Origin of the sequence: Haloarcula halobia, assembly GCF_029338255.1 — an archaeon.
In the GTDB taxonomy this organism is placed as follows: Archaea; Halobacteriota; Halobacteria; order Halobacteriales; family Haloarculaceae; genus Haloarcula; species Haloarcula halobia.
The window spans coordinates 767657-789844 of sequence record NZ_CP119787.1; the positions used below are offsets into that span (position 1 = coordinate 767657).

Sequence of the window (22188 nt, forward strand, 5' to 3'; positions counted from 1 at the left end):
TCCTCCAACCCTCCCCGGGCCCTCTCGAGCGCGGGCGGACAGGCCGTGTCGCCACACCCACATTTATTTGTGTCGGTGGCAGACGTTCAGCTATGGCGCCGGAGATAACCAAGATCGAGAGCATCGAGTTTTCGTTCCCAATCGAGGACGTCGGCTACAGTCCGAACGGCTTCTGCCTGGTGTACCAACCCGGGACCACGACCCGACGGAAGCTGTTCGGGTTCCGTGTCCACACCGACGTCGGCATCACCGGGGAGTACGTCGGCAGTAACTCGCCCGGAGCGGCACAGGTCAACATGTTCGCGAACTACCTCGTCGGGAAGAACCCGCTGGCACGCGAGAAGCACTGGTCGGAACTCAAGCGTGCCCTCCGGAAGTACGACCGGATGGGGATGGGCCCCATCGACATCGCGCTGTGGGACTTCGCGGGGAAGTACTACGACGCGCCCATCCACGAACTCCTGGGTACCTACCGGGAGCGCCTGCCGGCGTACGCGTCGACGTACGAGGCCGACGTCAACGGTGGCCTGGACTCGCCCGAGGCCTTCGCCGACTTCGCCGAGGAGTGTCTGGAGGCGGGCTACCAGGGGTTCAAGATCCACACCTGGGAGAACGACGCGTGGGGCGACATCGACCGCGAGGTGGAGACGGTCCACGCCGTCGGCGACCGCGTCGGCGACGAGATGGACCTGATGCACGACCCGGCCTGCCAGTACGAGACCTGGGCCGACGCCCTGAAGGTCGGCCAGGCCTGTGACGAGGAGGACTTCTTCTGGTACGAGGACCCCTACCGCGACGCCGGCACCTCACAGCACGGCCACAGGCGACTGGCCGACCACATGGACACGCCCATCCTCCAGACCGAACACATCCGCGGCCTGGAGATCCACACCGACTTCATCGCCAACGAGGCGACCGACTTCGTGCGCGCGGACCCCGAGTACGACGCCGGCATCACCGGCGCGATGAAGGTGGCCAACGTCGCCGAGGGCTTCGGCTTGGACGTGGAGTACCACGCGCCCGGCCCGGCACAGCGCCAGGTGATGGCCGCGACGCGCAACTCGAACTACTACGAGATGGCCCTGCTCCACCCCGAGGTCGAGAACCCGGTGCCGCCGGTGTACAAGGGCGACTACAGCGACACCTTCGACAGCATCGACGACGAGGGGACGGTCCCGGTCCCCGACGGCCCCGGCCTGGGCGTCGACTACGACTGGGACTACATCGAGGACAACGCGACCGGGAGCGTCCACGTCTACGAGTAACGCCGCGAGACCCCGCGGTGCTCAGAAGACCTGCCAGCCGCCGTCGACCCACAGGAGCTCGCCGGTGACGTACGATGCGGCGTCGCTCGCCAGGTAGAGGTAGGCGGGCGCGACGTCTTCGGGCGTGCCCGCACGTCCCAGCGGGATCATCTTGACGAGTTCGTCGTTCTCTGCCTTCTCGGCCGCCTCCTCCGACCAGCCCTCGGCGAACTCGGTCGCGATCTGCCCGGGCGCGACGGCGTTGACGCGGATGTCGTGCTCGGCGAGTTCCAGTGCGGACCCGCGGGTTATCATCCGGACGGCGCCCTTCGTCGAGTCGTACTGCACCTGGTCGTACTGCGCGTAGTGGGAGCTCATCGAGGCGGTGTTGATGATGGTCCCCGGTTCGCCGCGGTCGAGCATGTCGTTGGCGGCGACCTGCGTCCCGAAGTAGACGCCCTTCGCGTTGACGTTGTGGATGGCCTCGAAGTCCTCGGGGTCCAGTTCGAGGATGGAGCCCTCGATGAACAGGCCCGCGTTGTTTATCATGACGTCGACGCCGCCGTACTCGCGGGCCGCCTCGACCAGCGTCACGATGTCGTCGCGCTCGCTGACGTCCGTCCGGACGAACGCCGCCTCGCCGCCCTCGTCCTCGATGAGCTCGTGGGTCGGCGTGTCGCCGATCTTCGGTTCCTCGTCTAAGTCGGCGACGATCACCGTCGCGCCAGCGTCGCCGAACTGCTGGGCGATCTCCCGGCCGATGCCGGAGGCGCCGCCGGTCACGATGACTGTCTCGTCAGTAAAGTCGGGGTTCAGCTGTCCCATACCGGGGAGTGCGACGGACGGCTCTTATATTTTGTTCTCACGCGAGCCGTCCCACGGTGGACCCGTGTGAGCGCTCTCGTCGACGGCCGGTGGTCGTCCGCCGGCCCTGCTCAGTCGATGACGTCGATGCCGCCGGCGACGCGGTACGCCTCGAGGCCGTCGAACTCGATGCCGTGCCCGGGGGCAGACGGCGGTCGGAGGCCCCCGTCTGCGAGTTCCGGCGGCTCGGTCATCACGCCGTCGAGGACCGTCGAGTGGTGTTCGACGTAGGGGACGTTCGGGACGGCCGCGGCCAGGTGGACGTGGAGCGGCTCGACGTAGTGTGGGGAGACGGGCAGGCCCCACGCGTCGGCCATCTCGGCGACGGTCATCCAGGGCGAGACGCCGCCGACCCGACAGACGTCCGGCTGAAGGACGTCGGCCGCCCCCGTCGCGAGCACCTGCGTGAACTGGCGCTCGGAGTAGAGGTTCTCCCCCAGCGCCACCGGGACGTCGATGCGGTCCCGCAGGTCGGCGTGACCGGTGTAGTCGCCCTTCGGCAGCGGCTCCTCGAACCAGTCGACGGGGACGTCGATTCGGTCGGCCAGCCGCCGGGCCTCGGGGACGGAGTACGAACAGTTCCCGTCGATCATGAGGTCCATCTCCGGCGGGAGCGCCTCGCGGACGGCCGCGATGCGCGCCGCGTCCTCGGCGTGGCCGCGGCCGACCTTCATCTTCATTCCGGCGAACCCCCGCGAGGCAGCCGTGGCCGCGTTCTCGACGAGCGCCTCGGTGTCGTACTGGAGCCACCCTCCGTCGGTCTGGTAGGCCGGCACCGACCGGCGCTCGCCGCCCAGCAGTTCGTACAGCGGCGCGTCCAGCGCCCGCCCGAGGCGGTCCCAGAGCGCGACGTCGACGGCGGCGATGGCGAGCTCCGAGATGCCCTCCCGGCCGACGAAGGTGGTGTCAGCGAGCAGTCGCTCGCGCGCGGCCCGGGGGGCGGCCCCCGCGCCGACGACGTCTTCGCGCAGCGTCGACTCGAGGAACTCCCTGATCGTGGCCCCGCCGTCGCCGATGGTGTAGGTGAACCCCAGCCCCGAGTGCCCGTCGTCGGTGGTCACCGACGCGACGACGAGCTCCAGCGCGTCGAACGACTGGGTGGCGTCTTCGAGGGCCTCCTCGTTCGGGACGCGATACAGACCGGTCTCCAGGTCCGTGACGGTCGTCATTGTTCTGTTACACGGGGCGACGCGACGCGGCCTTATCAATTCCCCCGTGACGCGGCCGCCCTCGTCTCACGCCTCGAGCGACTCGACGCGGTCCCGGATCCTGTCCCACGTCGCCTGGTTCTGCGGTTCGTACTCGGTCACCGGGAACTGCTCGGCGACGAGCTCCCGGCCCGCCTCGATGTCGGGGACCTCGTCGCCGGCCCGCAACTGGACGAGGAGGTTCCCCAGCGCCGTCGCCTCCGTCGGGCCCGCGTGGACGGGGCGCCCGATGGCCGAGGCGAACAGCTGGCAAAACGGCTCGTTCCGGACGCCGCCACCGCCGAGGTGGATCCGGTCGACGCGCTCGTCGGCGACCGACAGCAGGCGGTCCAGCACGAGCGCCGACCCCGCGGCCAGACTCACGAGCAGGCAGTTCGTCGTCTCGAACTCGTCTTCGGGCGGGGTCTGGCCGGTCCGCTCGCAGACGTCCCGGACGCGGGACCGGACGTCGCCGTCGAACTGGGCGTCGAGGAACTCGTCGCTGCGGATGTCGATTACCGGGACGTCGGCGTCGGGTTCCGCCACCCGGTCGAGCAGCGGTTCGTACTCGTAGGTCTGCCCGGTCTCGCGCCACTCGTCCCGGCAGTGCTCGAGCAGGCTGAATCCCGGCAGGTTCCGCATGAACCGGACCCGTCCTTCGACGCCCACCTCGTTCGACCCGCCGGCGTCGTACACCGCGTCGGTGACGATGGGGTCGGGCAGTTCCAGCCCCGGGATGAACCACGACCCGGTGCACAGCCAGGCGTTGTTCGTCTCCGTCAGGGGTAGCGCCCCGACCGCCGAGGCGGTGTCGTGGCTCGGCGGGAGCACGATGTCGGGTTCGACGCCGTCCGGACCCGTCGGGTCGACCGAGCCGGCGACGGTCCCGGCGGGGACCGGGTCGGCAAACAGGTCGCGGGGCAGGCCCAGCGCCTCGATGAGCTCGTCGGCCCACGTCTCCGACCGGATGTCGAACACCTGGAGCGTCATCGCGTAGGACCGCTCGGTCTCGGCGGTTCCGCCGAGCTCGTGGCCGAGCAGCTGCGGGAGCGGGACGATGGTGTCGGCGTCCTCGAACAGGTCGGGCGCCTCGTTGTACTGGTAGTGGATGGGCCCCGGCGCCCCGTTGTAGCCGGTCAGGTGGAACGCCCGGCGCGCCGAACAGCGGGCGGTGGTCCGGTCCAGCTCCGACCACAGCGACGGGTCCCGATAGAAGTAGGGGTTCCGGAGCAGTTCGCCGTCGGCCAGCAGCCCGAAGTCCAGCGCCGTCGCGTCGATGCCGACCGAGGCGATGTCGCCGTACGCTTCGTTCGCGGCCGCGATGCCCTCGCGCAGGCCCTCGGTCAGCGCCGGGACGTCCCAGACGTGGCGACCGTCCTCCCACGTCGTCTCGTTGTCGAGTCGTGTCACCGGTTCGAAGGTGAGCTCGCCGTCGGTGAGCGACCCGGCGTGGATCTTGACGCTGCTGCTCCCGACGTCGATGGCCAGACGGTGTGACATTGACTGACACCTCTGCTGGCGATACCAAAAGTGTTCAGGTCACTCGCCGGCCAGCCAGCCGACGAGCGAAGCCCACAGCGTCGGGTAGTGCTCCCACTCGACGAACTCGGTCGGGCCCCAGTGGGGCGCACAGTCGCTCGCGAACGCCGCCGACCGCCCCTCGCCGTGGGGTCCGACGGCGAGCAGTGGGTCCTCGTCCAGGCGGGCCAGTTCGGTGGCATCGTCGTCGACGGTGAACCGGTTGTAGCCCAGGAAGTCGGGCCACTCCCCGTCGATGGCTTCCGTCACCGGGTGGTCGCCGTCGACCGTCTCCGCGACGACGCCGTCGGGTCGCTCCACCCGGTCGTCGTGACGCCGTCGGCCTCGAGGGCTGCCTGGACGTGGTCGATGGCCTCGGTGTAGGAGGCACTCGAGAAGGTGACGAACCTCTTCGTGTGGTACTCGACCGTGTGCCAGGACTCGCCGACGAGCAGTGCGCTACCGTCACTCACGTCACGAACTGTCGAACACCGGCCGCCAAGCCCTTTCGGTGGTCACCCGCCCGCCGCGACGGCTCACTCGAACGTCTCGGCGATGGCGCGCAGTCGCGCCTCGGGGTCGTCGGCCAGCGAGATGGCCGAGGCCGCGCCGGTGGCGTCGGCGCCCTGCTCGAAGGCCAGACGGACGTCCTCGGCCGTCGAGATGCCGCCGCCGACCAGGACCGTGGTCCGGGGGTTCGCCTCGTCGATGGCCGCGACGAACGCCCGGACGCGGTCGGGGTGGGTCTGGGTGATGGCGCGGTCGGTCGAGATGTCGCCTGGCTTCTCGAAGACGAGCGAGTCGGGGTCGAAGGCCGCGACGGCCCGCCCCATCTCGACGCTGTCGACACAGACGATGGAGTCTACGTCCGCCTCGCGACAGCGTTCGATCTTCCGCTCGACGTCCGCGATCGTGTCGCGGTTCTCGGCGTGGTTGATCACCGCGCCCTGCGCGCCGGCCTCACGGATGGTCTCGGGCAGTATCTTCCCGATGCCGCGGCCCGGTTCCGCGCTGTGGACCACGGGCGTCGTCACGGTCAGGTCCGTCTCGGTCGCGATCATCCGGAGGTCGGGCACCTGGGGGGTAAGCACGAAGTTCGCGGCCGTCTCCGACTCGACCCGTTCGATCATCCGCGCGAACTCGAGGCCTTCCTCGCCGCCGGTCCCCGGGTAGATCTTGAAGTTGATCTGGAAGTAGGGGTAGGTCAGGTTGTGCTCGCGGGTCATCGTGTGTACTCCAGCGTTCCCCCGGTTGTGTCCGTGCCACCGACCGCGCCGACGTCGCCGCGCTCACTCGAGGACAACGACGTCCACCTCCCGCTCGCGGGGCCCGCAGAGCTCGAACAGCATCACGGCCTCCCAGGTCCCGAGGTCGAGTTCGCCGTCCTCTAGCAGGGTGAGGACCGGCCGCTTGATCATCGCCGAGATGATGTGTGCGTGGGCGTTCGGTTGCTCGCCGCGGTTGATGTGGTCTAAGTCGTGGTAGTAGCCGTCGTCCGGCGGGGCCATCTCGATGAAGTGCTGTTTCAGGTCGAAGAGCAGCTTCTCCTCGAACTCGTTGGTCGACAGCGCCGCGGAGGTGTGTGGCGTCGACGCCCAGACGATGCCGTTCTCGACGTCGAGTTCCTCGACGGCGGCGGTGACCTCCGGCGTGACGTTCTGGATGTCGAACCGGTCCGTGCTCTCGACGGCGACTGTGTGCTTGTGTATCTGCATACTCCACGACTCTCGGAACCGACAGTTAAACATTCGTGTCTGTCAGATGACTGTTCACAAAACGGTTTTGTACTTCGGTGCGGTCGGTGCGTATATGTCTGATTCCGAACAGGCCTACCCGCGCGTGATGGGACACGTCGGGCTGGCCGTCAGCGACATCGAGGCGGCATTCGAGTGGTACCAGGACGTGCTCGGCTTCACGCCGGTCATGGAACCCGACACCGTCGAGGCTGGCGAGGGCCACTTCGGGAAGCTGGCCCAGGACGCCATCGGCAAGGACTTCGGCGAGATGAAGATCGCCCACATGGCGACCGGCGACCACGTCGGGTTCGAGCTGTTCGAGTTCGAGGGCGTCGAGCAGAACGACCCGGACCCGACGGAGGCCGGCCTCTCCCATTTCTGTGTCCAGGACCCCAACATCGAGGCGAAGGTCGAGGAGATCGTCGCGGCCGGCGGCGAGCAACTGTCCTCGAAGGTCTGGAAGATATTCCCCGAGGAACCCGAGTACAAGATGTGCTACTGTGCGGACCCGTGGGGGAACATCCTCGAACTCCACTCCCGGGGCTACGAGCACATGCACGCGAACAAGGCCTGAGGCTGCGCGCTTCTCGCCGAGCCCCGGGATCGCCCGTTCAGTAGTCCTCGGACGCGAGGTCCCCGTCCTCGAGCGAGAGGTCCCGCAGTTCGCCGACCGTCACGTCCTCGTGTGCTTCCAGTTCCGGAACCACCGCCTCGGAGACGAGCAGGTGGCCCGGCTCCATCGTGTTCGGGATGCGGGCGACGCGCAACGCCTCGGGGTCCGGCGTGCCCGTTATCGACGGTGAGAGGAGGAGTGCGCTCTCGTCGTCGGGGACCACGAGCGGAATCTTCGCCCGCTTGGTCTCCCCGCTCGTGGCGATGTTGACGTACGTGTCGCCCAGGTCCAGCTCGCGCACGAGGTCCTGGTGGACCACGTCGGCGAGGCCGATGCCGAGGCCGTTGCCGTGTGAGGGCGGGGTGAGCGACCGGACGTAGACCCGGGTGTAGGTCGGCCGGTCGGGTTCGACCTCGCCCTGGAAGTACGTCCGTCCGAGGACGTTGGTGTCCATGCCGGTGCCGCTGACCTCCTTGCCCATCTCGTCGACGATCAGCAGGTCCAGCTCGTCGACGGGCAAGGTCGGGAGCTCCTCGTAGGCCAGCTCCAGCAGCTCGGGTTCGCGGTCGAGTATCTCGTCGGTCGGGATCCCCTCGACGTGGGTGGCCCGATCGTGGGCGTTCTCCACGAGGGCGACGCCGCCGACGACCGGGAGTTCCTCGAAGAGCACCTCGGCCCGTGCGCGTATCTCCGCGCCCATGTCGCCTTTCAGCGCGGCGTTGTGCATCATCTCCGCGCCCCGGTGTTTCCCCATCCCGATGACGGCCATCTTACAGAGACCGGACTCGATGCGGTCGCTGAAGTCCGTGTGTGGCTTGACCCGGTTGGCGACGACGATGCCGTCGGCGTCCGTGGCCAGGCGGTCGGCGTAGACCGGACTCCCGTCGCAGGTCCCGACCACGGCGACGTCCATCGACGACCGGATGGGACAGCCAAGCGAGTCCTCGGTCATCCCGAGGTCGGCGAGCACCTCGCGCTGGCCCTCGGCCGTCGCGCCCCCGTGGCTCCCCATCGACGGGAAGACGAAGGGTTCGAAACCCCGCGCTTGCAGTGCCTCGACGACGCCCGCGATCATCTCGGGGAAGTCGTGGATGCCCCGACTGCCCGCGGTGACGGCGATGCTGGCGCCCGCCGGGAGCGAATCGAGGTCGACGAACTCGCCGACCGCGTCCCGGCCGGCCGCCCGGACGTCGTCGATCTCGGTGACGTCCCACTCGACGCTGGCCGGCGCGAACCGCGGCAGGTCGTCGGCGGTCACGTCGTTGGCCGTCGCGAGGTGCTCCGGGTCGGGTACCCCGAGAGGTATCTCTGGCATACCTGTGGATGCAGGCCGCCGGTATTAAGATGTGTTCCTCGCTCAGGCCGTGTCGGTGGCCATCTCGACGGCGACCTGCGCGGCGTCGACGAGGCTCTGTTCGGAGGCGATGCCCTCGCCAGCGATGTCGAAGGCGGTGCCGTGGTCGACGCTGGTCCGGACGATGGGGAGGCCGATGGTCACGTTGACCCCGGAGACGGCGGCCCCGCCGGCGAAGCCGAGCATCTTGATGGGGATGTGGCCCTGGTCGTGGTACATCGAGACGACGCAGTCGAACGCGCCGCGGGCCGCGCGGACGTAGACCGTGTCGGGTGATTCGGGCCCGACGGCGTCGATGCCCTCCTCGCGGGCCTGCTCGACCGCGGGCGCTATCTCGGCGTCGTCTTCGTCACCGAGCAGGCCGCCGTCGCTGGCGTGGGGGTTGAGGCCGGCGACCCCGATCGTCGGCGAGTCGACGCCGAGGTCCCGCAGCGCGTCGGCGGTCAGGCGAACCGTCGTCAGGACGCGCTCCTGGCTGACGAGGTCGCAGGCCTCCCGCAGCGGGACGTGGGTACTCACGTGGGTGACGCGCAGTTCGTCCTCGACGAGCATCATCGCGTAGTCGTCGGTGTCCGTGTAGTCGGCGAGCATGCCGGTGTGGCCCGCGTAGGTGCTCCCGGCGAGCTTCGTCGCCTGCTTGTTTATCGGCGCGGTCGTGATGGCGTCGATGTCGCCGGCTTTCGCCAGTTCGATGGCGCGCTCGATGTACGCGAGGCTGGCCTCGCCGTTGGCCTGGGCCACCTCGCCCCGGACGAGGTCGGTGACGTTGTCGAGGTCCAGCACCGGAATCGCGTCGGGTGCGAACTCCGCGTCGGCGACGGACTCGACCGGGTCGACGGTCAGGTCCGCCTCGCAGATGGCAATCGCGTCGGCCAGGACGTCCGCGTCGCCGACGACGACCGGGCGGCTGAACTCGCGGAGCCGCGGGTAGCCCTTCGCGATGACCTCGGGGCCGATGCCCGCGGGGTCACCCATGGTGATACCGAGTATCGGGGGAGACTCACTCATCGTTCCCCGCGAGCGCCTCCAGGCAGTTAACGATGGTCTCTCGCTCGCCGAACCCGCCAGCCTTGGTCGCCAGCCGGGTCCCGGCCGCGTCGCCGTCTGCGACCCAGCCCAGCGGGATGCCCGTCTCGACGGCCTCGCCGGCGAGTTCGACGACGGCGGCGTCGAGCGCCCGCAGGCCCGCCACTGCGACGTCGCCACCGGTGTAGAACAGCCCCGCTGGGGCCTCCGCCCGGACGACGGCCGCCCCCGTCGCTGCCAGGCCGGTCGCGACGCGCTCGCGTATCTCGGCGTCCGAGAGCCCTCGGTCACGGCCGACCGCGACGGTTCGCTCGACGGCGTCTTCGCCCGTCGCCGCCGTCACGACGGCGGGCCGGCCGCTGGCGAGGCGCTCGCTCGCCCGCTCGACGGCCGCCTCGGCGGGGCCCGGTGTGAGGACCGCCGAGGGGTCCAGTTCCACGATTGCCGCTTCGGGCAGTGCGTCCAGCTGCGTCAGCGTCGTCTCGCTGACGCTCCCGACGACCCCAAGCGGCGCTCCGGCCCCGGGCTCGGGTCCGGCCCTGACCTCGGCCTCGGGGTCGGGAACGTGGACGTGTTTGGCCAGGCCGCCGCTGCCGACGTAGAGCGGGTCACGCTCGGCGCCCGCGCGAGCGATGGTCGACAGGTCGTCTTCGTCGCGGGCATCACAGACGACGACCGGCGCGTGCTCGGCGGCCGCGATGGCCGCGTCGAGGCGCTCGCGGACCCGCTCGGCACCCGCCTCGACGTCGCTCGCGGGCACGTGCTCGACGCGGCGCCCGAACCCCTCGAACAGCGCCGGCACCGCGGCCGAGGATGCTCCCTTCTCGTCGTCGGCGTACTCCGTCTCGTCGAGCGGCGTCCCGTGGACGTAGTGGCGCCCGGCCTCGGTCGTCCGCCCCGCCTCGGGGAACGCCGGAGCGACCAGCGCAGCGGGGGCACCGGACGCAGCGAGTGCGGCGTCGGTTTCGGCCCCGATGTTCCCCCGGAGCGTCGAGTCGACCTTCTTGTAGACCGTCTCGGCGGGCACCGACTCGACCACGTCCCGCACCGCCGGGGCCGCGCGCTCGGCGTCGGCGTACCTGCTGTCGGTGTTGACCCCGACCACCGGCGACGCCGGCGTCGCGTCGCCGTGCCCGTCGGCCGGGACCGGGACGACGGCCGTCTCGTGTCCCCGCACCGCGAACCCCTGTGCCGTGTCCAGCGTCCCGGTCAGGTCGTCGGCGACAATCGTCACGAGGTGCACGTTCGCGTTCACGTCGGAGACCACCGTGGCCGCGTATAAAAATGGTCCCCGTCTGCGACGCGAGCCGCCGTGAACACAGCGACACGGCCGCCGCGCAGTACGGCTCTCTGCCGGCAGGCCGTCGGCACATCAGGTTCAATATCGGCATATGTACTATCCCTGCGACTCTTCGTGCTCTTCTAGTAGTATCGAATCCAGTTCGGATGTACCTCTACCGAATCTGAATCTACCTACTGTCGAATCCTCTCCACTATGTGTGTAAATACATACACTTTTCAGGAGAGTGTCGACGGAAGCGCTACCGGACGACGCTCGAATCTGCTCTCAGTCCCCCGGCACGACGACTGTCGGGCCGCCAGCGGCCGAGCGCAAAAACGTGTCTCACTGTCGCGTGCCGAGTCGCCACCCGATACTTTCGGTTCCACCTCCGGGGAATCCGACCCAAACGTATATGCGTATCAAAACTAATATCCGGGCGTGAGCTCCCCCGAATCGAACCACCTCTGTAACCGCGCTCCGGTCGTCGAAGTCACCTACCACCCGACGAGCGACCGGACCCCGCTCGAGGCCATCGTCCTGGGTCTCACCGAGGCGTCGGACGTCGATCCGACCGAGTTCCCGCCCCTCCAGCACTCCATCGACCTCGACGCCATCAACCAGCTCTTCGCGGGCGATTCGAAAGGTGAGAACCGGGACGCCGTCCTCAGTTTCACCGTCGAGAACTGGCTGGTCTTCGTCCGCGCCGACGGCACGATACGCATCTGTGACCGCCGGCAACCGATGCAGCCGGCCCCCGTGTTCGACGCCACCCTCGCCGAGACGCCGCGCTAGACCGGTCCCGCGCCGGGCGACCGGTGTGTCGGGCGTGGTCACCGTCGGGCCACAGGCTTATCGCCCACTCGGCCGTAGGGGCGGTATGCTCTCGCGTGTTCTCGTTCCCATGGCCGACCCGAAGATGGGCGAGCGAGCGCTCCGGTACGCACTCGAGGCCCACCCGGACGCGGACATCACCGTCCTCCACGTGGTCGGCGAACCGTCCGCGATGTTCGGCCGGGCGACCAGCATCGCGCTGGCAGACGACGTCGAGGCGACCGCCCGGGAGTACGCCCGCGAGGTCCTCGACCACGCCGAGGCGGTCGCTGCCGAGTACGACGCCGACGTCGACACCGAGGTCCGGACCGGCCGGCCGGGGCGGGCCATCGTCACCCGGGCCGAGGACTTCGATACGGTCGTCATCGGCAGCCACGCCGGCAAGTTCGTCGACCGCCTGTTCGTTGGCAACGTCGCCAGGACCGTCTTCCAGCGGTGTCCGGTCCCCGTCACCGTCGTCAGGTGACCCTACGGTACCGGGCTATTGAACGCTCTGTTCTGACGGGTGCAGTATATAGCCGTCATAGCAAGTGCCTAACTCCAGGCGTCGTATCTCCCGAGCGAGTCGGTCGGCCGACCGCGACGCAGTCCCAGAACCCAGTCATGCCAGCGACCACACAGCCACGAATCGAGCGCGCCCTCGAGATTCTGGACAGCGAGATAACGCTCGCCACCGACGAGCGGGCGGCCTTCCGTCGGTTCCGTGCCAGACTGACGAGCATCGACCCTGCAGCGTCCGCCACGCCGTCGTCGGTCGGGGCCGGCGGCGGGACGATAACGCTCGGCGGCGGCGACCCAGCTGCCTCGGAGGGCATCCGGGCCGTCCGGAGCGCGTACCGCGAGACCGTGATGGCCACGCCGCACTTCGAGCGAGAGTACGACGAGTCCCTCCGGGCGAACGTGGCGGCCGAACTCGGTGCCGAGGTGGCGGCCCAAATCGCAGACGGCACCCGTCTCACGCCGGTGCTCTACGGGGCCCTCGAGCGGGGGAGCGAGCAGGCGATCCTCGAGCGGACCGAGTTCCTGCGGGTGCTCGAGCGCGAACGCGAGTCCCTCCGTGCGATTCGGGACGCGCTCGACGACTGCGAGCGCGAGGCTCACGCGCTCAGCGAGGCAGTGACGGACGCGGCCGACAGCGCCGAACTCGGCCGCATCGACGAACGGCTGGTGGCGCTCGAAGGCGAGTGTGCGGACCTGGCCGAGCGGCGCCAGGCGTGCCTCCACGGCCGGACGGTCGGGTCGTTCTCGGGCATCGACGCCGACAGCCTCGTCGAGTTCCTCTACGAGGAATGCGAGGCGACCTGTCCGGGCCTTGCCGCCATCACGGACTGTCTCTCCTCCATCCGGGCCATCCGTCAGCGCTGTCTCCGATGACGCGGGCCCCGCTCACCTCCCGGTTCGCTTTAGGCCGTGCCGGCCCCAGCTCCAGCGGATGAGGCGGTGGCTCGTGCACGCGACGGTGCTGGTGCTGGTCGCCAGCGCCGGCTGTTCGGCGGTGTTCGAGAGCACCCCCGACCGCGCCACCGTCACGCCGGTCGCGGTCCCCACCGTCGAGACGCCGCTCGCGCCCGGCGTGCCGGCGGCAGCCGACGGCGAGTCGCGGACCGTCGAGACCGACCGCCTGCGACGGGCCGACCGCCGGGTCCGCAACGCCTCCTCGTACCGGCTGGACCGGACCGTCGTCATCGACGGGCCCGACGGCCAGGTCCGCATCGAGCGCGAACGGCGCACCCAGCCGGACGGCGCCGCAGCCGAACACCTCTCGACGTCGACCACGGGACTGTTCTCGCCGGCCGTCGTCGAGAGCGCGCTCTGGACCGACGGGACGGTGTTCTGGAGCCGTACCAGACTCGCCGACGGCGAGACCATCGTCAACCGGCGCCACCCCGAGCCCCCGTCTTTCCACTCGCTGGGCCCCGCCCTCCCCGGACGCCTCCTCGATGCCGCCGACTACCGGGTCCTGCGGGCGGGCGAGGAGGGCGTCGTCCTCCGGTCGACGACGCCGGTCCGCCTCACCTGGCCCGCAGTGCCCGTGGTGCTCGTCGACCGGCGCAACGGCTCCGCCTGGTTGACCGTCAGGCGCGACGGCCTCGTCGTCGACGTCGTCTTCCGGTACCCGGCGACCTTCGACGACGACCCCGTGCTGGTCACCGTCCGCCAGCGGGTCTCGGCGGTCAACGAGACGACGGTCGACCGCCCCGCCTGGGCCGACGGCGACCGGACGCCGACGCCGGAGGGCGCGTAGACGGTCGAGCTGTGGCGGCTGACGCGTAACCGCTACGGGCGTGCAGTGTACGACGCCCTCGTTCTGGTGACCGCCGACCCGCCCGTTTTCCCCCACCGGTGTGGGATCATCTGTCGGATTACCACCCCCGAATCGCTACGTTCTGCAGTAACTTCCCTGGTGAATGGCCGAACGTCCCCGCTCCGCGGCAGAAAGCGTTATACATTCCAGTATATTTAGTTCTCTATACCTCTCTACGATGATTCGTATCTCCCCGACCGCTGCCCGGGCCCCGGCCGCCGCCACCGGCCTGACCGTCACGGACGAGGCGTGGCAGCTCGACCCCGACGAAGTCGCGCCGTTCGTCGAGGCGACGACCGGCTTCTCTCTCTCCAGTGACCTCGGCGCGACGGAGTGTTACCGCATCGGCAACCGACTCGAGGGCTTCATCGAGGCGCGCAAGCGCAACGGCGAGTGGACCTCCGCTCTCGTCGAGTCGCACCCCGACGTGAACTCGCTCGACGAGATCGTCGCGCTGGCGCGGTTCTTCCGCGCGTGTCACACCTGTTCGCTGGGCGAGTGCTGACCGGGCCCCGGCGAGCGCGTTCTCACTGGCTGGCGAGCACCCGCTCCAGTCGCCGCCGGTTGGCCGCGGCCGCCTCCGCGTTCAGCGGGACGTCGCCGACGTCGCTGACGAGGTCCGTCTCGGCGGCCCCGAGGTAGTACTGGAGGAACGACCGGACGACGGGACGCTCCAGGGCCTCGCGGGCGACGCAGACACGCGAGCACCTCGTCGCCCGACCGGCCCGGCATCTGCCGGTCGAGACGGACGGCCCCGATGCCGTCATCGACGGCCGCCAGCGCCTCGTCGCCATCCGTCGCTGTCTCGACGTCGTACTGTCCCTCCAACAAGGCGGCGTATAGCGACCTCAGGCCCGGATCGTCGTCGACGACGCGTATCCGCCGCGACATGCTACGCCCTCCACCAGTCCCCCGATGGTAAGCAGGTGGTCCCCATCACGACGGAGGGAAGCACGCGCCGGTGTAAGCGGTTTATACTAGCCACACGTAGCGCTATACTGCACTACGTTGGGATGTCAGGCTCACGTCTCGGCGCCATCGCCAGCAGCGCCCGCTCCAGGTCTCGGAACTGCGGAGCTCGAGTTCGTTTCCCGGTACTTCGTGACTATCCCTGTATGTACTGCTATATATGTGCGGGGTTTTTGAGGGATACCCGGAGATTCCCGGACGAATGGCAAGTCGCAGTCCGCGCTCGGGTGGCGTCGACCTGTCGACGCTCGTCCCCGCGTTCGTCCGTCGCCAGTTCGTCAGGAAGTTCGTCGCCGCGGTCGTGGTCGCGATGCTGGTCGCCGGCGGCATCGGCGCCGTCTTCTACGTCGACGCGACCGAGACGCTCGACGGGCGGGTCGAGTCGCGGGTCGTCTCGACGGCCGAACTGCAGGCCGACGGCCTGGACAGCTAGGTCGACGGCTTCCGGCGCCAGACACGGACCCTCTCGTCGGTACGGGAGTTCCAGAACGGCCAGCCGGCGGTCATCCGGAACTACCTCCGCCTGGAGGCGGGGGACGTCACCGCCGCGTTCGTCGCCGTCCACTACGTCCAGGCGGCCGACGGCACCGTCGAGGCCAGCACCGAAAGCGGCGTCCGGGGCCAGACGCTCGCGGACCTGGGGGTCCCCTGGGGGTCGAACATGTCGGCCGTCGACGCACGGACCGACACTCCCTCGACCGTGCTGGTCCCGGAGACGCCCTACCGGTCCGCGGTGAGCAACGACACGGTCCTCGCGTTCGTCAGCTCGGCCCCGCAGAACACGGAGCACGTCCTCGTCGTCGAGGCGAACCTCTCGTCGCGCGCGACAGCCTTCCACCAGGGCTTTGCCGACGGTGAGACCAGCGTCCTCGGCCCCGACGGGACGGCCCTGCTCGGCGACGCGGTGCCCGACGAGACGGCCGCGACGGTCACGGCCGGCGGCGCCAACGCCAGCGGGTTCGCCACGTCCCCGGCGACGGTGACGGGATACGCTCACCTCTCGCAGCTGGACTGGAGCGTGGTCACGCAGGTGCCCGCCTCGAGCGCCTACGGCCTCCGGAACCAGATCGGGTCGAGCATCCTGCTGACGCTCGTGTCGGCGCTGGTCGTCCTCGGCGGCGTCACGCTCGCCGTGGGCCACCGCTCGGCATCGGCCCTCTCCCGGCTCTCGTCCCGGGCGGCGGCGATGAGAGACGGGGACCTCGACGTCGACCTCCAGTCGTCGCGGGTCGACGAGATCGGCCGCCTCTTTGGCGCCTTCGACGAGATGCGCGACTCGTTGCGCGACCAGATCGCCGCCGCCGAGACAGCGAAGCAGAACGCCGAGGCCGCCCGGGAACGCGCCGAGGTCGCCAGCGAGGAGGCCGAGACGGCCCGCCGGGCCGCCGAAGCGCTGAACGACCGCCTGGAGGCCCGGGCGACGGAGTACAGCGAGGTGATGGCCGCGTGTGCCGAGGGCGACCTCTCCTCGCGGATGGACACGGACGCCGAGAACGAGGCGATGGCCCGCATCGCCACCGCGTACAACGAGGTGATGGACGAGTGGGAGTCGACGATCCGGCAGGTCCGGTCGTTCAGCACCGACGTCCGGTCGGCCAGCGACGCCGTCGCGGAGCACGTCGCGGCCGTCCGTGACCGGAGCGACAGCGTCGACGACTCGGCCGCGGAGATGGCCGACGGGGCCGAGACCCAGTCCGAGCAACTCCAGTCCGTCCTGGGCGAGCTCGAGGACCTCTCTGCCACCGTCGAGGAGGTCTCCGCGACGGCCGACGCCGTCCGGACCCGGGCCGACGAGGCCCTCGAACGGGGTCGAAACGGGCGGGAAGCCGCGAGCGACGCCGCCGAGGCCCTGGCGGAGATCGAGGACTCGACGACCACCGCCGTCGGGCAGGTCGAGGACCTGGAGGCGCTGATGGCCGACATCGAGGCCGTCACGGACCTCATCTCGGACGTCGCAGACCAGACGAACATGCTGGCGCTCAACGCCACCATCGAGGCGGCCCGCGCCGACGCCGGCGGCGAGGGGTTCGCCGTCGTCGCCGACGAGGTCAAGCAACTGGCCGACGAGACGGTCGAGGCGACCGACGACATCGAGGCCTCCATCGTCCGGATGCGCGAACAGGTCGACCGGACCGTCGACGAGATGCACGCGACCCAGTCGCGGGTCTCGACCGGGACCGAGACTGTCGAGGACGCACTCGCCGCCTTCGACGGCATCGTCGACGACATCGAGGAGACCACCAGCGGCATGCGCGAGATAGACCGGGCCACGGCCGAACAGGCCGAGTCGACACAGGAGGTCGTCTCGATGGTCGAGTCCGTCGGTGACATCAGCGACACCACGGCGGCCGAGGCGTCGTCGGTCGCCGCGGCGACGACCGACCAGGTGGCCGCCGTCGAGGACGTCGAGACGGACGTCACGCGCCTCTCGGAGCGGGCGGCCGAACTGGGCGCGCTGCTCGAGACGTTCGACGTGAGCGAGGACGCGACGGCCACCGGCGCGGCGAACGGGGCAGACGACGGGGGCGCGGCGGCCGACCGCCCGGCGCGGACTGTCGAAGTCGACGACACCGACGTCTTCGACCCTGCCGTTCAGGACGTCGCGGACGAGGGCACCACGGTCCTTTCAGACGTCGATCCCACCGACGGGGTGATGGCCACCGGGGAGGGCACCGTCGAGGACGACGGTGAAACCGGCCCGCACCGGATGCAACCCGACGGGTCCGACGACTGACTACCCCGGGCGCGTCCGCTGGCCACCGCCATCCGGCGCGCTCGACGGCCGTCCCGCCGGCGACTATTTGAGGCCGCCCGACGAACGACACCGACATGTCAGGTCGCCGTGCCCGCGTCGCCGAGATACTCCGGGCCATCGTCCACGAGGTCCGCACCGAGAAGCTGACCTTCCTCGCCGGGTCGATCGCCTACCACGCCTTCCTCTCGATCCTGCCGCTCTTGCTCCTCTTGCTCACCATCGTCCAGCGGACGGAGAACGTCGCCCTCTCGGACTCTATCGTCCGCATCATGGAGGCGGTGCTGACCGAACAGGCCAGCGGCGTCATCCAGCAGGGACTCGCCGAGGCCGACGCCTCCGTCTCAGTGCTCGGCGTGGCCTTCCTCGTCTGGGGTGCGCTCCGCATCTTCCGGGGCCTCGATACCGCGTTCTCCGACATCTACGAGAGCGAGGCCGAGAACTCCTTCGCCGACCAGATCGGCGACGGCCTCCTGTTGCTCGTCACCGTCGCCCTGGCCGTCGTCGCGACGAGTCTGCTCGGCCGCCTGGTGGCTCTCGACGGCGGCGGCCCCGGCCTCGCGCTGGCGCGTGTCGCCGCCACCGTCCTGGGCCTTTTCGTCGTCTTCTACCCGATGTACTACGTCTTCCCGGACCTCGACGTCGGGGTCGTCGAGGTCGTCCCCGGCGCGGCCTTCGCCGCCGTCGGCGTCACCGTCGCCCAGGCGCTCTTTACCACGTTCAAGGCCGGCGGCACGGGCGGGAACATCATCGCCAGCATCCTCGTGCTCCTGACCTGGCTCTACGTCATCGGCCTGGTCGTCCTGCTCGGGGCGGCCATCAACGCCGTGCTCTCGAACCGGTCCAACGACGTCGACATCACGCCGGTGCTCGGAGGCGTGCCGCGGCGCAAAGGCGAGAGCGTCGACAGCATCGACCGGGCCGAACTGGTCGCCGACCTCGAGGCACTCGAGGCGGCCGTCGACGCGACACTGGGGACGATGGTCGTCGAGCTCGGCGGCGAGCGGTTCGTCCTCGACGGTCCCCAGCGGGCGAGCATCGAGCAGGCGACGGCCGTCTTCGGACTCGATACCTCCGTCGCGCTCACGCTCCGGTGGTGGCCAAACGAGGGCGAGTGACGCCGCTCCCCGGAACCGCCCCGACGGCGGCGCTCGCCGGCCAGTTCGGGCCGCCCACGGCGGTGACCCGGAGCAGCCACGCCCCGCTGCGGCCGGCAACGAGGGGGATGGAGACCCGCCGGAATCGGTGGGCGATGGCCGTCTCGACGCAGTTCTCGAGCGGCCGTCGGTCGTTGTCGCTCGACCTCGTCCGGTCCCGCTGTGTGCCCGTGCCGGCTCTCCATCTGCCAGGGGCGAAACGCGCTGTGAATGTGCGCCACGGCTCGCACTGCTGGTCGGTCACACCGCGCAGTTGTTCCGCCCCGTCTCGACGTCGATGGCGTCGATGGGGTCGGCGAGCGTCTCGACGCCCCGGTTGATGCGGATGATGCGCTCGTAGTTCGCCGGCTTTTCGGCGTCCGTCGAGGTCATCCGGTCGACGAAGGTCGCCTCGTCGAGGCCGTACAGGTCCAGGGCCGCCCTGACCGACCCCAGTCGCTCGCCGACGAGGGCGCCCGGTTCCCCGACGCTGAAGCGGCCGTCCGCGTCGACGTCGACGTGTCCCGGCAGGACGAGCAGGTCCTCGTGGAGGGAACCGAACACGTCGTGGAGCGTCCCGTAGGCCATCCGCGCCCCCTCGGCGGCGCCCTCGTCGCCGAACTGGAGCTCGGTCCGGCCCAGCGAGTCGACGAACAGCGCGTCGCCGGTCAGGACGGCGTGGTCTCCGAGGCGGTAGCTCGTCATCTCGGAGGTGTGACCGGGGGTCGACAGCGCGGTCAGGTCGCGGTCGCCGACGGGGACGGACTCGCCGTCGGCCAGCGGGGCGTAGTCGACGGCGACGTCCCGGTCGGTCGCGTCGGCGCCCAGGTGGTAGGGCACGCCCAGTCGGTCGGCCAGCGCCCGGCCGCCGCTGACGTGGTCGGCGTGGACGTGCGTGTCGAGCGTCCGGGTGATGTCCAGCCCCAGCTCCGCCGCCCGCACGATGTACTGGTCGGTGTGGCGCCCGGCGTCGACGACGACGGCCTCGCCCGCTGTGCGCGACCCGACGAGGTAGGAGAGACACCCCTTCGCCCGGCGCTGGAACTGGACCACGACCAGGTCGTCGTCCGGTTCGCGGGAGGCCGTCTCGTACAGCTCGTTCCACTCGCGCATCCCGCCGCCGACGGCGAACACCTCGTCGAAGCCCTGCCGGTCTAGGTTCACCGCGAGGTTCGCCGACGTGACGCCCTTCCCGCAGATGGTCACGACGGGGTCCTCGTACCCGACCAGGGCGGTCAGTTCGGGGAGCCGGCTCTCGGTGAGCTCCTCTGTCGGGCCGAACGGGAAGTGCACGGCGCCCGGGACGTGCCACGCCTCGTAGCTCTCGCTCGGGCGCGTGTCCACGAGCGTAAACGGGGTCCCGGCGTCGAGCATCGTTGCGAGCTGGCGAGCGGTGATGACTTCGAACATGACCCGGCCTACGTCGTAGACGGTTTTGTACGTATTCCCCGTCGACCGGGCAGGGGCGGGTCCGACGACCCGGCCCACGGCCGGGTGTCGCGCGCAGGCCAGCCAAACAGTTTTGAGACACTCGAACGACATGTCGGACGATGACGCTCCCAATCGACCCCACTGCGCTCGCGGCAGACGACATCGGCGAGAAGCGCGCGACCCTGGAGATGGACCACGAGGCGGCCGTCGACCACGTCCGCGAGGCCTTCGCCGACGCAGGCTTTGGCTTCCCCGTCGAGTTTTCGGCCTCGGACCTCCTCAACGAGAAGGTCGACGCAGGCCGGGACCCCTACTCCGTGCTCGGGGCCTGCAACCCGACCGTCGCCGACAAGGCGCTGGACGCCTCCGACAACCGAATCGGGGGGCTGTTCCCGTGTAACGTCGTCGTCTGGGAGGAACGGCCGGGCGTCCAGGTCGTCTACCACGTCAGCATCATGCGGATCGCGCGCCTCGTCGGGATGGCGCCCGACGACGAGGCGATGGCCGACATCGTCGCAGAGACCGGGGAGTACGTCGAAGCCGCGTTCTCGAACCTCTGACGCCGTGGGGGTAAGGTATAAACCGTCGGTCGCCAAATTTATTAGCACACTGATGGAACGAGAACGCGACGGTCCCGACCTCCTGTCCGGGGTGGACTCCTGGGAGCTCGGTGACGACGTAGCCCCACCTCCGTCACAGCTGTTCAAGGCGCTGGCAGGCACCCGTCGATGTCACGTCCTCTCTATCCTGCTCGACCGGCCGAACATCTCCGTCGACGAACTGACCGACATCATCGTCGGGTGGCAGACCACAATCGACGGCCCGTCCGGTCCCGACGAGTGGGCACAGGTGAAAATCGAGCTCGTCCACGCGCATCTGCCACTGCTGGACGACATGGGTCTCGTGGCGTTCGACGACCGGGAGAGCGAGGTCCACCTCGAATCGCTCGCCGACCCCGTCGAGCACGCCATCCGTTTCGCCGAACAGTACGAACGGGTCCTCGACCGGAGCGATCGGCAGACCGAATGACCGCCGGGTGAGTGCCGAACATGCCGTTCGACTCGCTTCTCGAGGCTGTCGCCGACGCCCGGAAGACCATCATCATCTACACGCCGACTGACGCCGGGACCGAGCTCGCCGAGCGCTTCTCGACGCGGAACGCGTTCGTCCTGGTGCGCCAGTCACCAGCGGCCGTCCCGGCCGGGTTCGTCGTCGTCCGTGACGGCGACGAGTTCCTCGGCGCCCTCGCGCTCGAGGACCTGCTTTCCTTTCTCGCGCCGACCGTCCACCCGCCGTGGGAACTGGGCGAGACCGACTCCGGGTACCGGGCCATCTTCGACCTGCTCGACGACACGCTGTTCGTCTCGCTCGACCGCCGACAGCTGCTCGCGACTTCTCGCGAGATCGAGGACCGGGCCTGGCGGGTCGGCCGGGGGACGCTCCGGGCCGGGTTCCAGCGCCGACGGGCGTTCGAGCGCCAGCGCGAGATGTACCGCGAGCTGGCCGCGACGACCGACCTCGACGTCCACGTCTACCTGCGGGCGGACACGGTCGACGACGACTTCGACCCGGGGCCACTGACCCTCCACACGGCCCCGGCCGACACCGTCGGCCGGTACTGGTTCCTCCTGTTCGACGGCGGCGGGGACGCGCTCCAGGCCTGTGGCCTCGTCGCCGAGGAGTACAGTCCGGACCGGTACCGCGGGTTCTGGACCTACGACCCGACGCTGGTCGCCACCGCCACCGACTCGCTCCCCTGAGAGACCGCCTCACGCCGGGGCGCCACGCCGAGTCCGGCCACCCGACCGTTCCCGACGATGGCTACCGGCGTGTGTCCGGTCTGCCCGAGAACGTATCGGGAACCGGACCATTTCACCGCCCGGCGTACTGCCGGCATCTCCACTTGCTGGACGTTGAGAATCGGTGGAAAGATTCACTCG

General features: G+C 69.6%; 25 protein-coding genes. 13 read left to right on the forward strand and 12 right to left on the reverse strand.

Annotated elements, in window-relative coordinates; genetic code table 11:
* Nucleotides 1-92: 92 nt before the first annotated feature.
* Nucleotides 93-1265: an enolase C-terminal domain-like protein gene (locus tag P1K88_RS04065; protein WP_276412755.1), complete on the forward strand. Its 1173-nt coding sequence runs from the start codon at nt 93-95 to the stop codon at nt 1263-1265.
* Between the two features lie 21 nt (nt 1266-1286).
* On the opposite strand, the gene P1K88_RS04070 is transcribed toward P1K88_RS04065, so the two are convergent.
* The 7 genes from P1K88_RS04070 to P1K88_RS04100 all read right to left on the reverse strand — a co-directional run bounded on the left by P1K88_RS04070 (nt 1287) and on the right by P1K88_RS04100 (nt 6528).
* On the reverse strand, nt 1287-2069 hold the full coding sequence (locus P1K88_RS04070; protein ID WP_276412757.1) for an SDR family NAD(P)-dependent oxidoreductase: 783 nt from the start codon (nt 2067-2069) through the stop codon (nt 1287-1289).
* A 110-nt stretch (nt 2070-2179) separates the two neighbouring features.
* Complete coding sequence (locus P1K88_RS04075) at nt 2180-3277, reverse strand: mandelate racemase/muconate lactonizing enzyme family protein (protein WP_276412759.1); 1098 nt, start codon at nt 3275-3277, stop codon at nt 2180-2182.
* Between the two features lie 66 nt (nt 3278-3343).
* Nucleotides 3344-4795 (reverse strand): rhamnulokinase, encoded by a 1452-nt coding sequence (locus tag P1K88_RS04080; protein WP_276412760.1) that lies wholly within the window; start codon nt 4793-4795, stop codon nt 3344-3346.
* 39 nt (nt 4796-4834) lie between these two features.
* Entirely contained in the window at nt 4835-5134 is a 300-nt protein-coding gene (locus tag P1K88_RS04085) for a glutamine amidotransferase (RefSeq protein ID WP_276412762.1), read from the reverse strand.
* On the reverse strand, nt 5080-5286 hold the full coding sequence (locus P1K88_RS04090; RefSeq protein ID WP_276412764.1) for a glutamine amidotransferase: 207 nt from the start codon (nt 5284-5286) through the stop codon (nt 5080-5082). The genes P1K88_RS04085 and P1K88_RS04090 overlap by 55 nt, the downstream gene beginning before the upstream one ends.
* Before the next feature lie 63 nt (nt 5287-5349).
* Nucleotides 5350-6039 (reverse strand): triose-phosphate isomerase, encoded by a 690-nt coding sequence (locus P1K88_RS04095; protein WP_276412766.1) that lies wholly within the window; start codon nt 6037-6039, stop codon nt 5350-5352.
* Nucleotides 6040-6102: 63 nt separating this feature from the next.
* Nucleotides 6103-6528, reverse strand: a complete 426-nt coding sequence (locus P1K88_RS04100; RefSeq protein WP_276412768.1) for a secondary thiamine-phosphate synthase enzyme YjbQ — start codon at nt 6526-6528, stop codon at nt 6103-6105.
* A gap of 94 nt (nt 6529-6622) precedes the next feature.
* On the opposite strand from P1K88_RS04100, the gene P1K88_RS04105 reads away from it, so the two are divergent.
* Nucleotides 6623-7123: a VOC family protein gene (locus P1K88_RS04105; RefSeq protein ID WP_276412770.1), complete on the forward strand. Its 501-nt coding sequence runs from the start codon at nt 6623-6625 to the stop codon at nt 7121-7123.
* 37 nt (nt 7124-7160) lie between these two features.
* Here the strand turns inward: P1K88_RS04105 and P1K88_RS04110 are convergent, their stop codons facing one another.
* Genes P1K88_RS04110 through P1K88_RS04120 form a run of 3 tightly spaced genes read right to left on the reverse strand, consistent with a single transcriptional unit; the run spans nt 7161 to nt 10797 of the window.
* Entirely contained in the window at nt 7161-8468 is a 1308-nt protein-coding gene (locus P1K88_RS04110; RefSeq protein WP_379786677.1) for a nickel pincer cofactor-dependent isomerase, group 22, read from the reverse strand.
* A gap of 51 nt (nt 8469-8519) precedes the next feature.
* The gene (pdxA, locus tag P1K88_RS04115) at nt 8520-9524 is read right to left on the reverse strand and encodes a 4-hydroxythreonine-4-phosphate dehydrogenase PdxA (protein WP_276412774.1); all 1005 of its coding nucleotides are present in this window, start codon (nt 9522-9524) and stop codon (nt 8520-8522) included.
* Nucleotides 9517-10797 (reverse strand): four-carbon acid sugar kinase family protein, encoded by a 1281-nt coding sequence (locus tag P1K88_RS04120; RefSeq protein ID WP_276412775.1) that lies wholly within the window; start codon nt 10795-10797, stop codon nt 9517-9519. Before P1K88_RS04120 ends, pdxA begins: the two co-directional genes overlap by 8 nt.
* 465 nt (nt 10798-11262) lie before the next feature.
* Here P1K88_RS04120 and P1K88_RS04125 point away from each other — a divergent pair, with 465 nt between their 5' ends.
* The 5 genes from P1K88_RS04125 (at nt 11263) to P1K88_RS04145 (ending at nt 14465) form a co-directional block, all read left to right on the forward strand.
* Nucleotides 11263-11616: a HalOD1 output domain-containing protein gene (locus P1K88_RS04125; RefSeq protein WP_276412776.1), complete on the forward strand. Its 354-nt coding sequence runs from the start codon at nt 11263-11265 to the stop codon at nt 11614-11616.
* Nucleotides 11617-11701: 85 nt separating this feature from the next.
* Nucleotides 11702-12121, forward strand: coding sequence for a universal stress protein (locus P1K88_RS04130; RefSeq protein WP_276412777.1), 420 nt, complete (start codon nt 11702-11704; stop codon nt 12119-12121).
* A gap of 137 nt (nt 12122-12258) precedes the next feature.
* A complete protein-coding gene (locus tag P1K88_RS04135; RefSeq protein WP_276412778.1) occupies nt 12259-13029 on the forward strand; it encodes a DUF7260 family protein in 771 nt (256 codons plus the stop codon).
* A gap of 58 nt (nt 13030-13087) precedes the next feature.
* Nucleotides 13088-13900, forward strand: coding sequence for a hypothetical protein (locus tag P1K88_RS04140; protein ID WP_276412780.1), 813 nt, complete (start codon nt 13088-13090; stop codon nt 13898-13900).
* 238 nt (nt 13901-14138) lie between these two features.
* Nucleotides 14139-14465 (forward strand): hypothetical protein, encoded by a 327-nt coding sequence (locus tag P1K88_RS04145; protein WP_276412782.1) that lies wholly within the window; start codon nt 14139-14141, stop codon nt 14463-14465.
* On the opposite strand, the gene P1K88_RS18395 is transcribed toward P1K88_RS04145, so the two are convergent.
* A complete protein-coding gene (locus P1K88_RS18395) occupies nt 14438-14851 on the reverse strand; it encodes a response regulator (RefSeq protein WP_379786672.1) in 414 nt (137 codons plus the stop codon). The two genes, P1K88_RS04145 and P1K88_RS18395, sit on opposite strands and share 28 nt — an antisense overlap.
* Nucleotides 14852-15131: 280 nt before the next feature.
* Here P1K88_RS18395 and P1K88_RS04155 point away from each other — a divergent pair, with 280 nt between their 5' ends.
* From P1K88_RS04155 to P1K88_RS04165, 3 genes are all read left to right on the forward strand, one after another.
* Nucleotides 15132-15362: a hypothetical protein gene (locus P1K88_RS04155; protein WP_276412785.1), complete on the forward strand. Its 231-nt coding sequence runs from the start codon at nt 15132-15134 to the stop codon at nt 15360-15362.
* Between the two features lie 228 nt (nt 15363-15590).
* Nucleotides 15591-17663: a methyl-accepting chemotaxis protein gene (locus tag P1K88_RS04160; RefSeq protein WP_276412786.1), complete on the forward strand. Its 2073-nt coding sequence runs from the start codon at nt 15591-15593 to the stop codon at nt 17661-17663.
* A gap of 95 nt (nt 17664-17758) precedes the next feature.
* Nucleotides 17759-18799 carry a YihY/virulence factor BrkB family protein gene (locus tag P1K88_RS04165; protein WP_276412788.1) on the forward strand — a complete coding sequence of 347 codons (1041 nt, stop codon included), beginning with the start codon at nt 17759-17761 and terminating at the stop codon, nt 18797-18799.
* Between the two features lie 279 nt (nt 18800-19078).
* Here the strand turns inward: P1K88_RS04165 and P1K88_RS04170 are convergent, their stop codons facing one another.
* Complete coding sequence (locus tag P1K88_RS04170; RefSeq protein WP_276412789.1) at nt 19079-20227, reverse strand: MBL fold metallo-hydrolase; 1149 nt, start codon at nt 20225-20227, stop codon at nt 19079-19081.
* Between the two features lie 140 nt (nt 20228-20367).
* Between P1K88_RS04170 and P1K88_RS04175 the strand changes: the two genes are divergently transcribed.
* Genes P1K88_RS04175 through P1K88_RS04185 form a run of 3 tightly spaced genes read left to right on the forward strand, consistent with a single transcriptional unit; the run spans nt 20368 to nt 22008 of the window.
* A complete protein-coding gene (locus tag P1K88_RS04175; RefSeq protein ID WP_276412790.1) occupies nt 20368-20808 on the forward strand; it encodes a DUF302 domain-containing protein in 441 nt (146 codons plus the stop codon).
* Nucleotides 20809-20860: 52 nt separating this feature from the next.
* Nucleotides 20861-21277 (forward strand): DUF7344 domain-containing protein, encoded by a 417-nt coding sequence (locus P1K88_RS04180; protein WP_276412791.1) that lies wholly within the window; start codon nt 20861-20863, stop codon nt 21275-21277.
* 20 nt (nt 21278-21297) lie between these two features.
* The gene (locus P1K88_RS04185; RefSeq protein WP_276412792.1) at nt 21298-22008 is read left to right on the forward strand and encodes a DICT sensory domain-containing protein; all 711 of its coding nucleotides are present in this window, start codon (nt 21298-21300) and stop codon (nt 22006-22008) included.
* Nucleotides 22009-22188 lie beyond the last annotated feature (180 nt).

Coding starts and splice junctions, on each gene's coding strand:
- P1K88_RS04065 (WP_276412755.1), top strand. CDS start 93: ATGGCGCCGGAGATAACCAAGATCGAGAGCATCGAGTTTTCGTTCCCA.
- P1K88_RS04070 (WP_276412757.1), bottom strand. CDS start 2,069: ATGGGACAGCTGAACCCCGACTTTACTGACGAGACAGTCATCGTGACC.
- P1K88_RS04075 (WP_276412759.1), bottom strand. CDS start 3,277: ATGACGACCGTCACGGACCTGGAGACCGGTCTGTATCGCGTCCCGAAC.
- P1K88_RS04080 (WP_276412760.1), bottom strand. CDS start 4,795: ATGTCACACCGTCTGGCCATCGACGTCGGGAGCAGCAGCGTCAAGATC.
- P1K88_RS04095 (WP_276412766.1), bottom strand. CDS start 6,039: ATGACCCGCGAGCACAACCTGACCTACCCCTACTTCCAGATCAACTTC.
- P1K88_RS04100 (WP_276412768.1), bottom strand. CDS start 6,528: ATGCAGATACACAAGCACACAGTCGCCGTCGAGAGCACGGACCGGTTC.
- P1K88_RS04105 (WP_276412770.1), top strand. CDS start 6,623: ATGTCTGATTCCGAACAGGCCTACCCGCGCGTGATGGGACACGTCGGG.
- pdxA (WP_276412774.1), bottom strand. CDS start 9,524: ATGAGTGAGTCTCCCCCGATACTCGGTATCACCATGGGTGACCCCGCG.
- P1K88_RS04130 (WP_276412777.1), top strand. CDS start 11,702: ATGCTCTCGCGTGTTCTCGTTCCCATGGCCGACCCGAAGATGGGCGAG.
- P1K88_RS04135 (WP_276412778.1), top strand. CDS start 12,259: ATGCCAGCGACCACACAGCCACGAATCGAGCGCGCCCTCGAGATTCTG.
- P1K88_RS04140 (WP_276412780.1), top strand. CDS start 13,088: ATGAGGCGGTGGCTCGTGCACGCGACGGTGCTGGTGCTGGTCGCCAGC.
- P1K88_RS04145 (WP_276412782.1), top strand. CDS start 14,139: ATGATTCGTATCTCCCCGACCGCTGCCCGGGCCCCGGCCGCCGCCACC.
- P1K88_RS18395 (WP_379786672.1), bottom strand. CDS start 14,851: ATGTCGCGGCGGATACGCGTCGTCGACGACGATCCGGGCCTGAGGTCG.
- P1K88_RS04155 (WP_276412785.1), top strand. CDS start 15,132: ATGGCAAGTCGCAGTCCGCGCTCGGGTGGCGTCGACCTGTCGACGCTC.
- P1K88_RS04160 (WP_276412786.1), top strand. CDS start 15,591: ATGTCGGCCGTCGACGCACGGACCGACACTCCCTCGACCGTGCTGGTC.
- P1K88_RS04165 (WP_276412788.1), top strand. CDS start 17,759: ATGTCAGGTCGCCGTGCCCGCGTCGCCGAGATACTCCGGGCCATCGTC.
- P1K88_RS04170 (WP_276412789.1), bottom strand. CDS start 20,227: ATGTTCGAAGTCATCACCGCTCGCCAGCTCGCAACGATGCTCGACGCC.
- P1K88_RS04175 (WP_276412790.1), top strand. CDS start 20,368: ATGACGCTCCCAATCGACCCCACTGCGCTCGCGGCAGACGACATCGGC.
- P1K88_RS04180 (WP_276412791.1), top strand. CDS start 20,861: ATGGAACGAGAACGCGACGGTCCCGACCTCCTGTCCGGGGTGGACTCC.
- P1K88_RS04185 (WP_276412792.1), top strand. CDS start 21,298: ATGCCGTTCGACTCGCTTCTCGAGGCTGTCGCCGACGCCCGGAAGACC.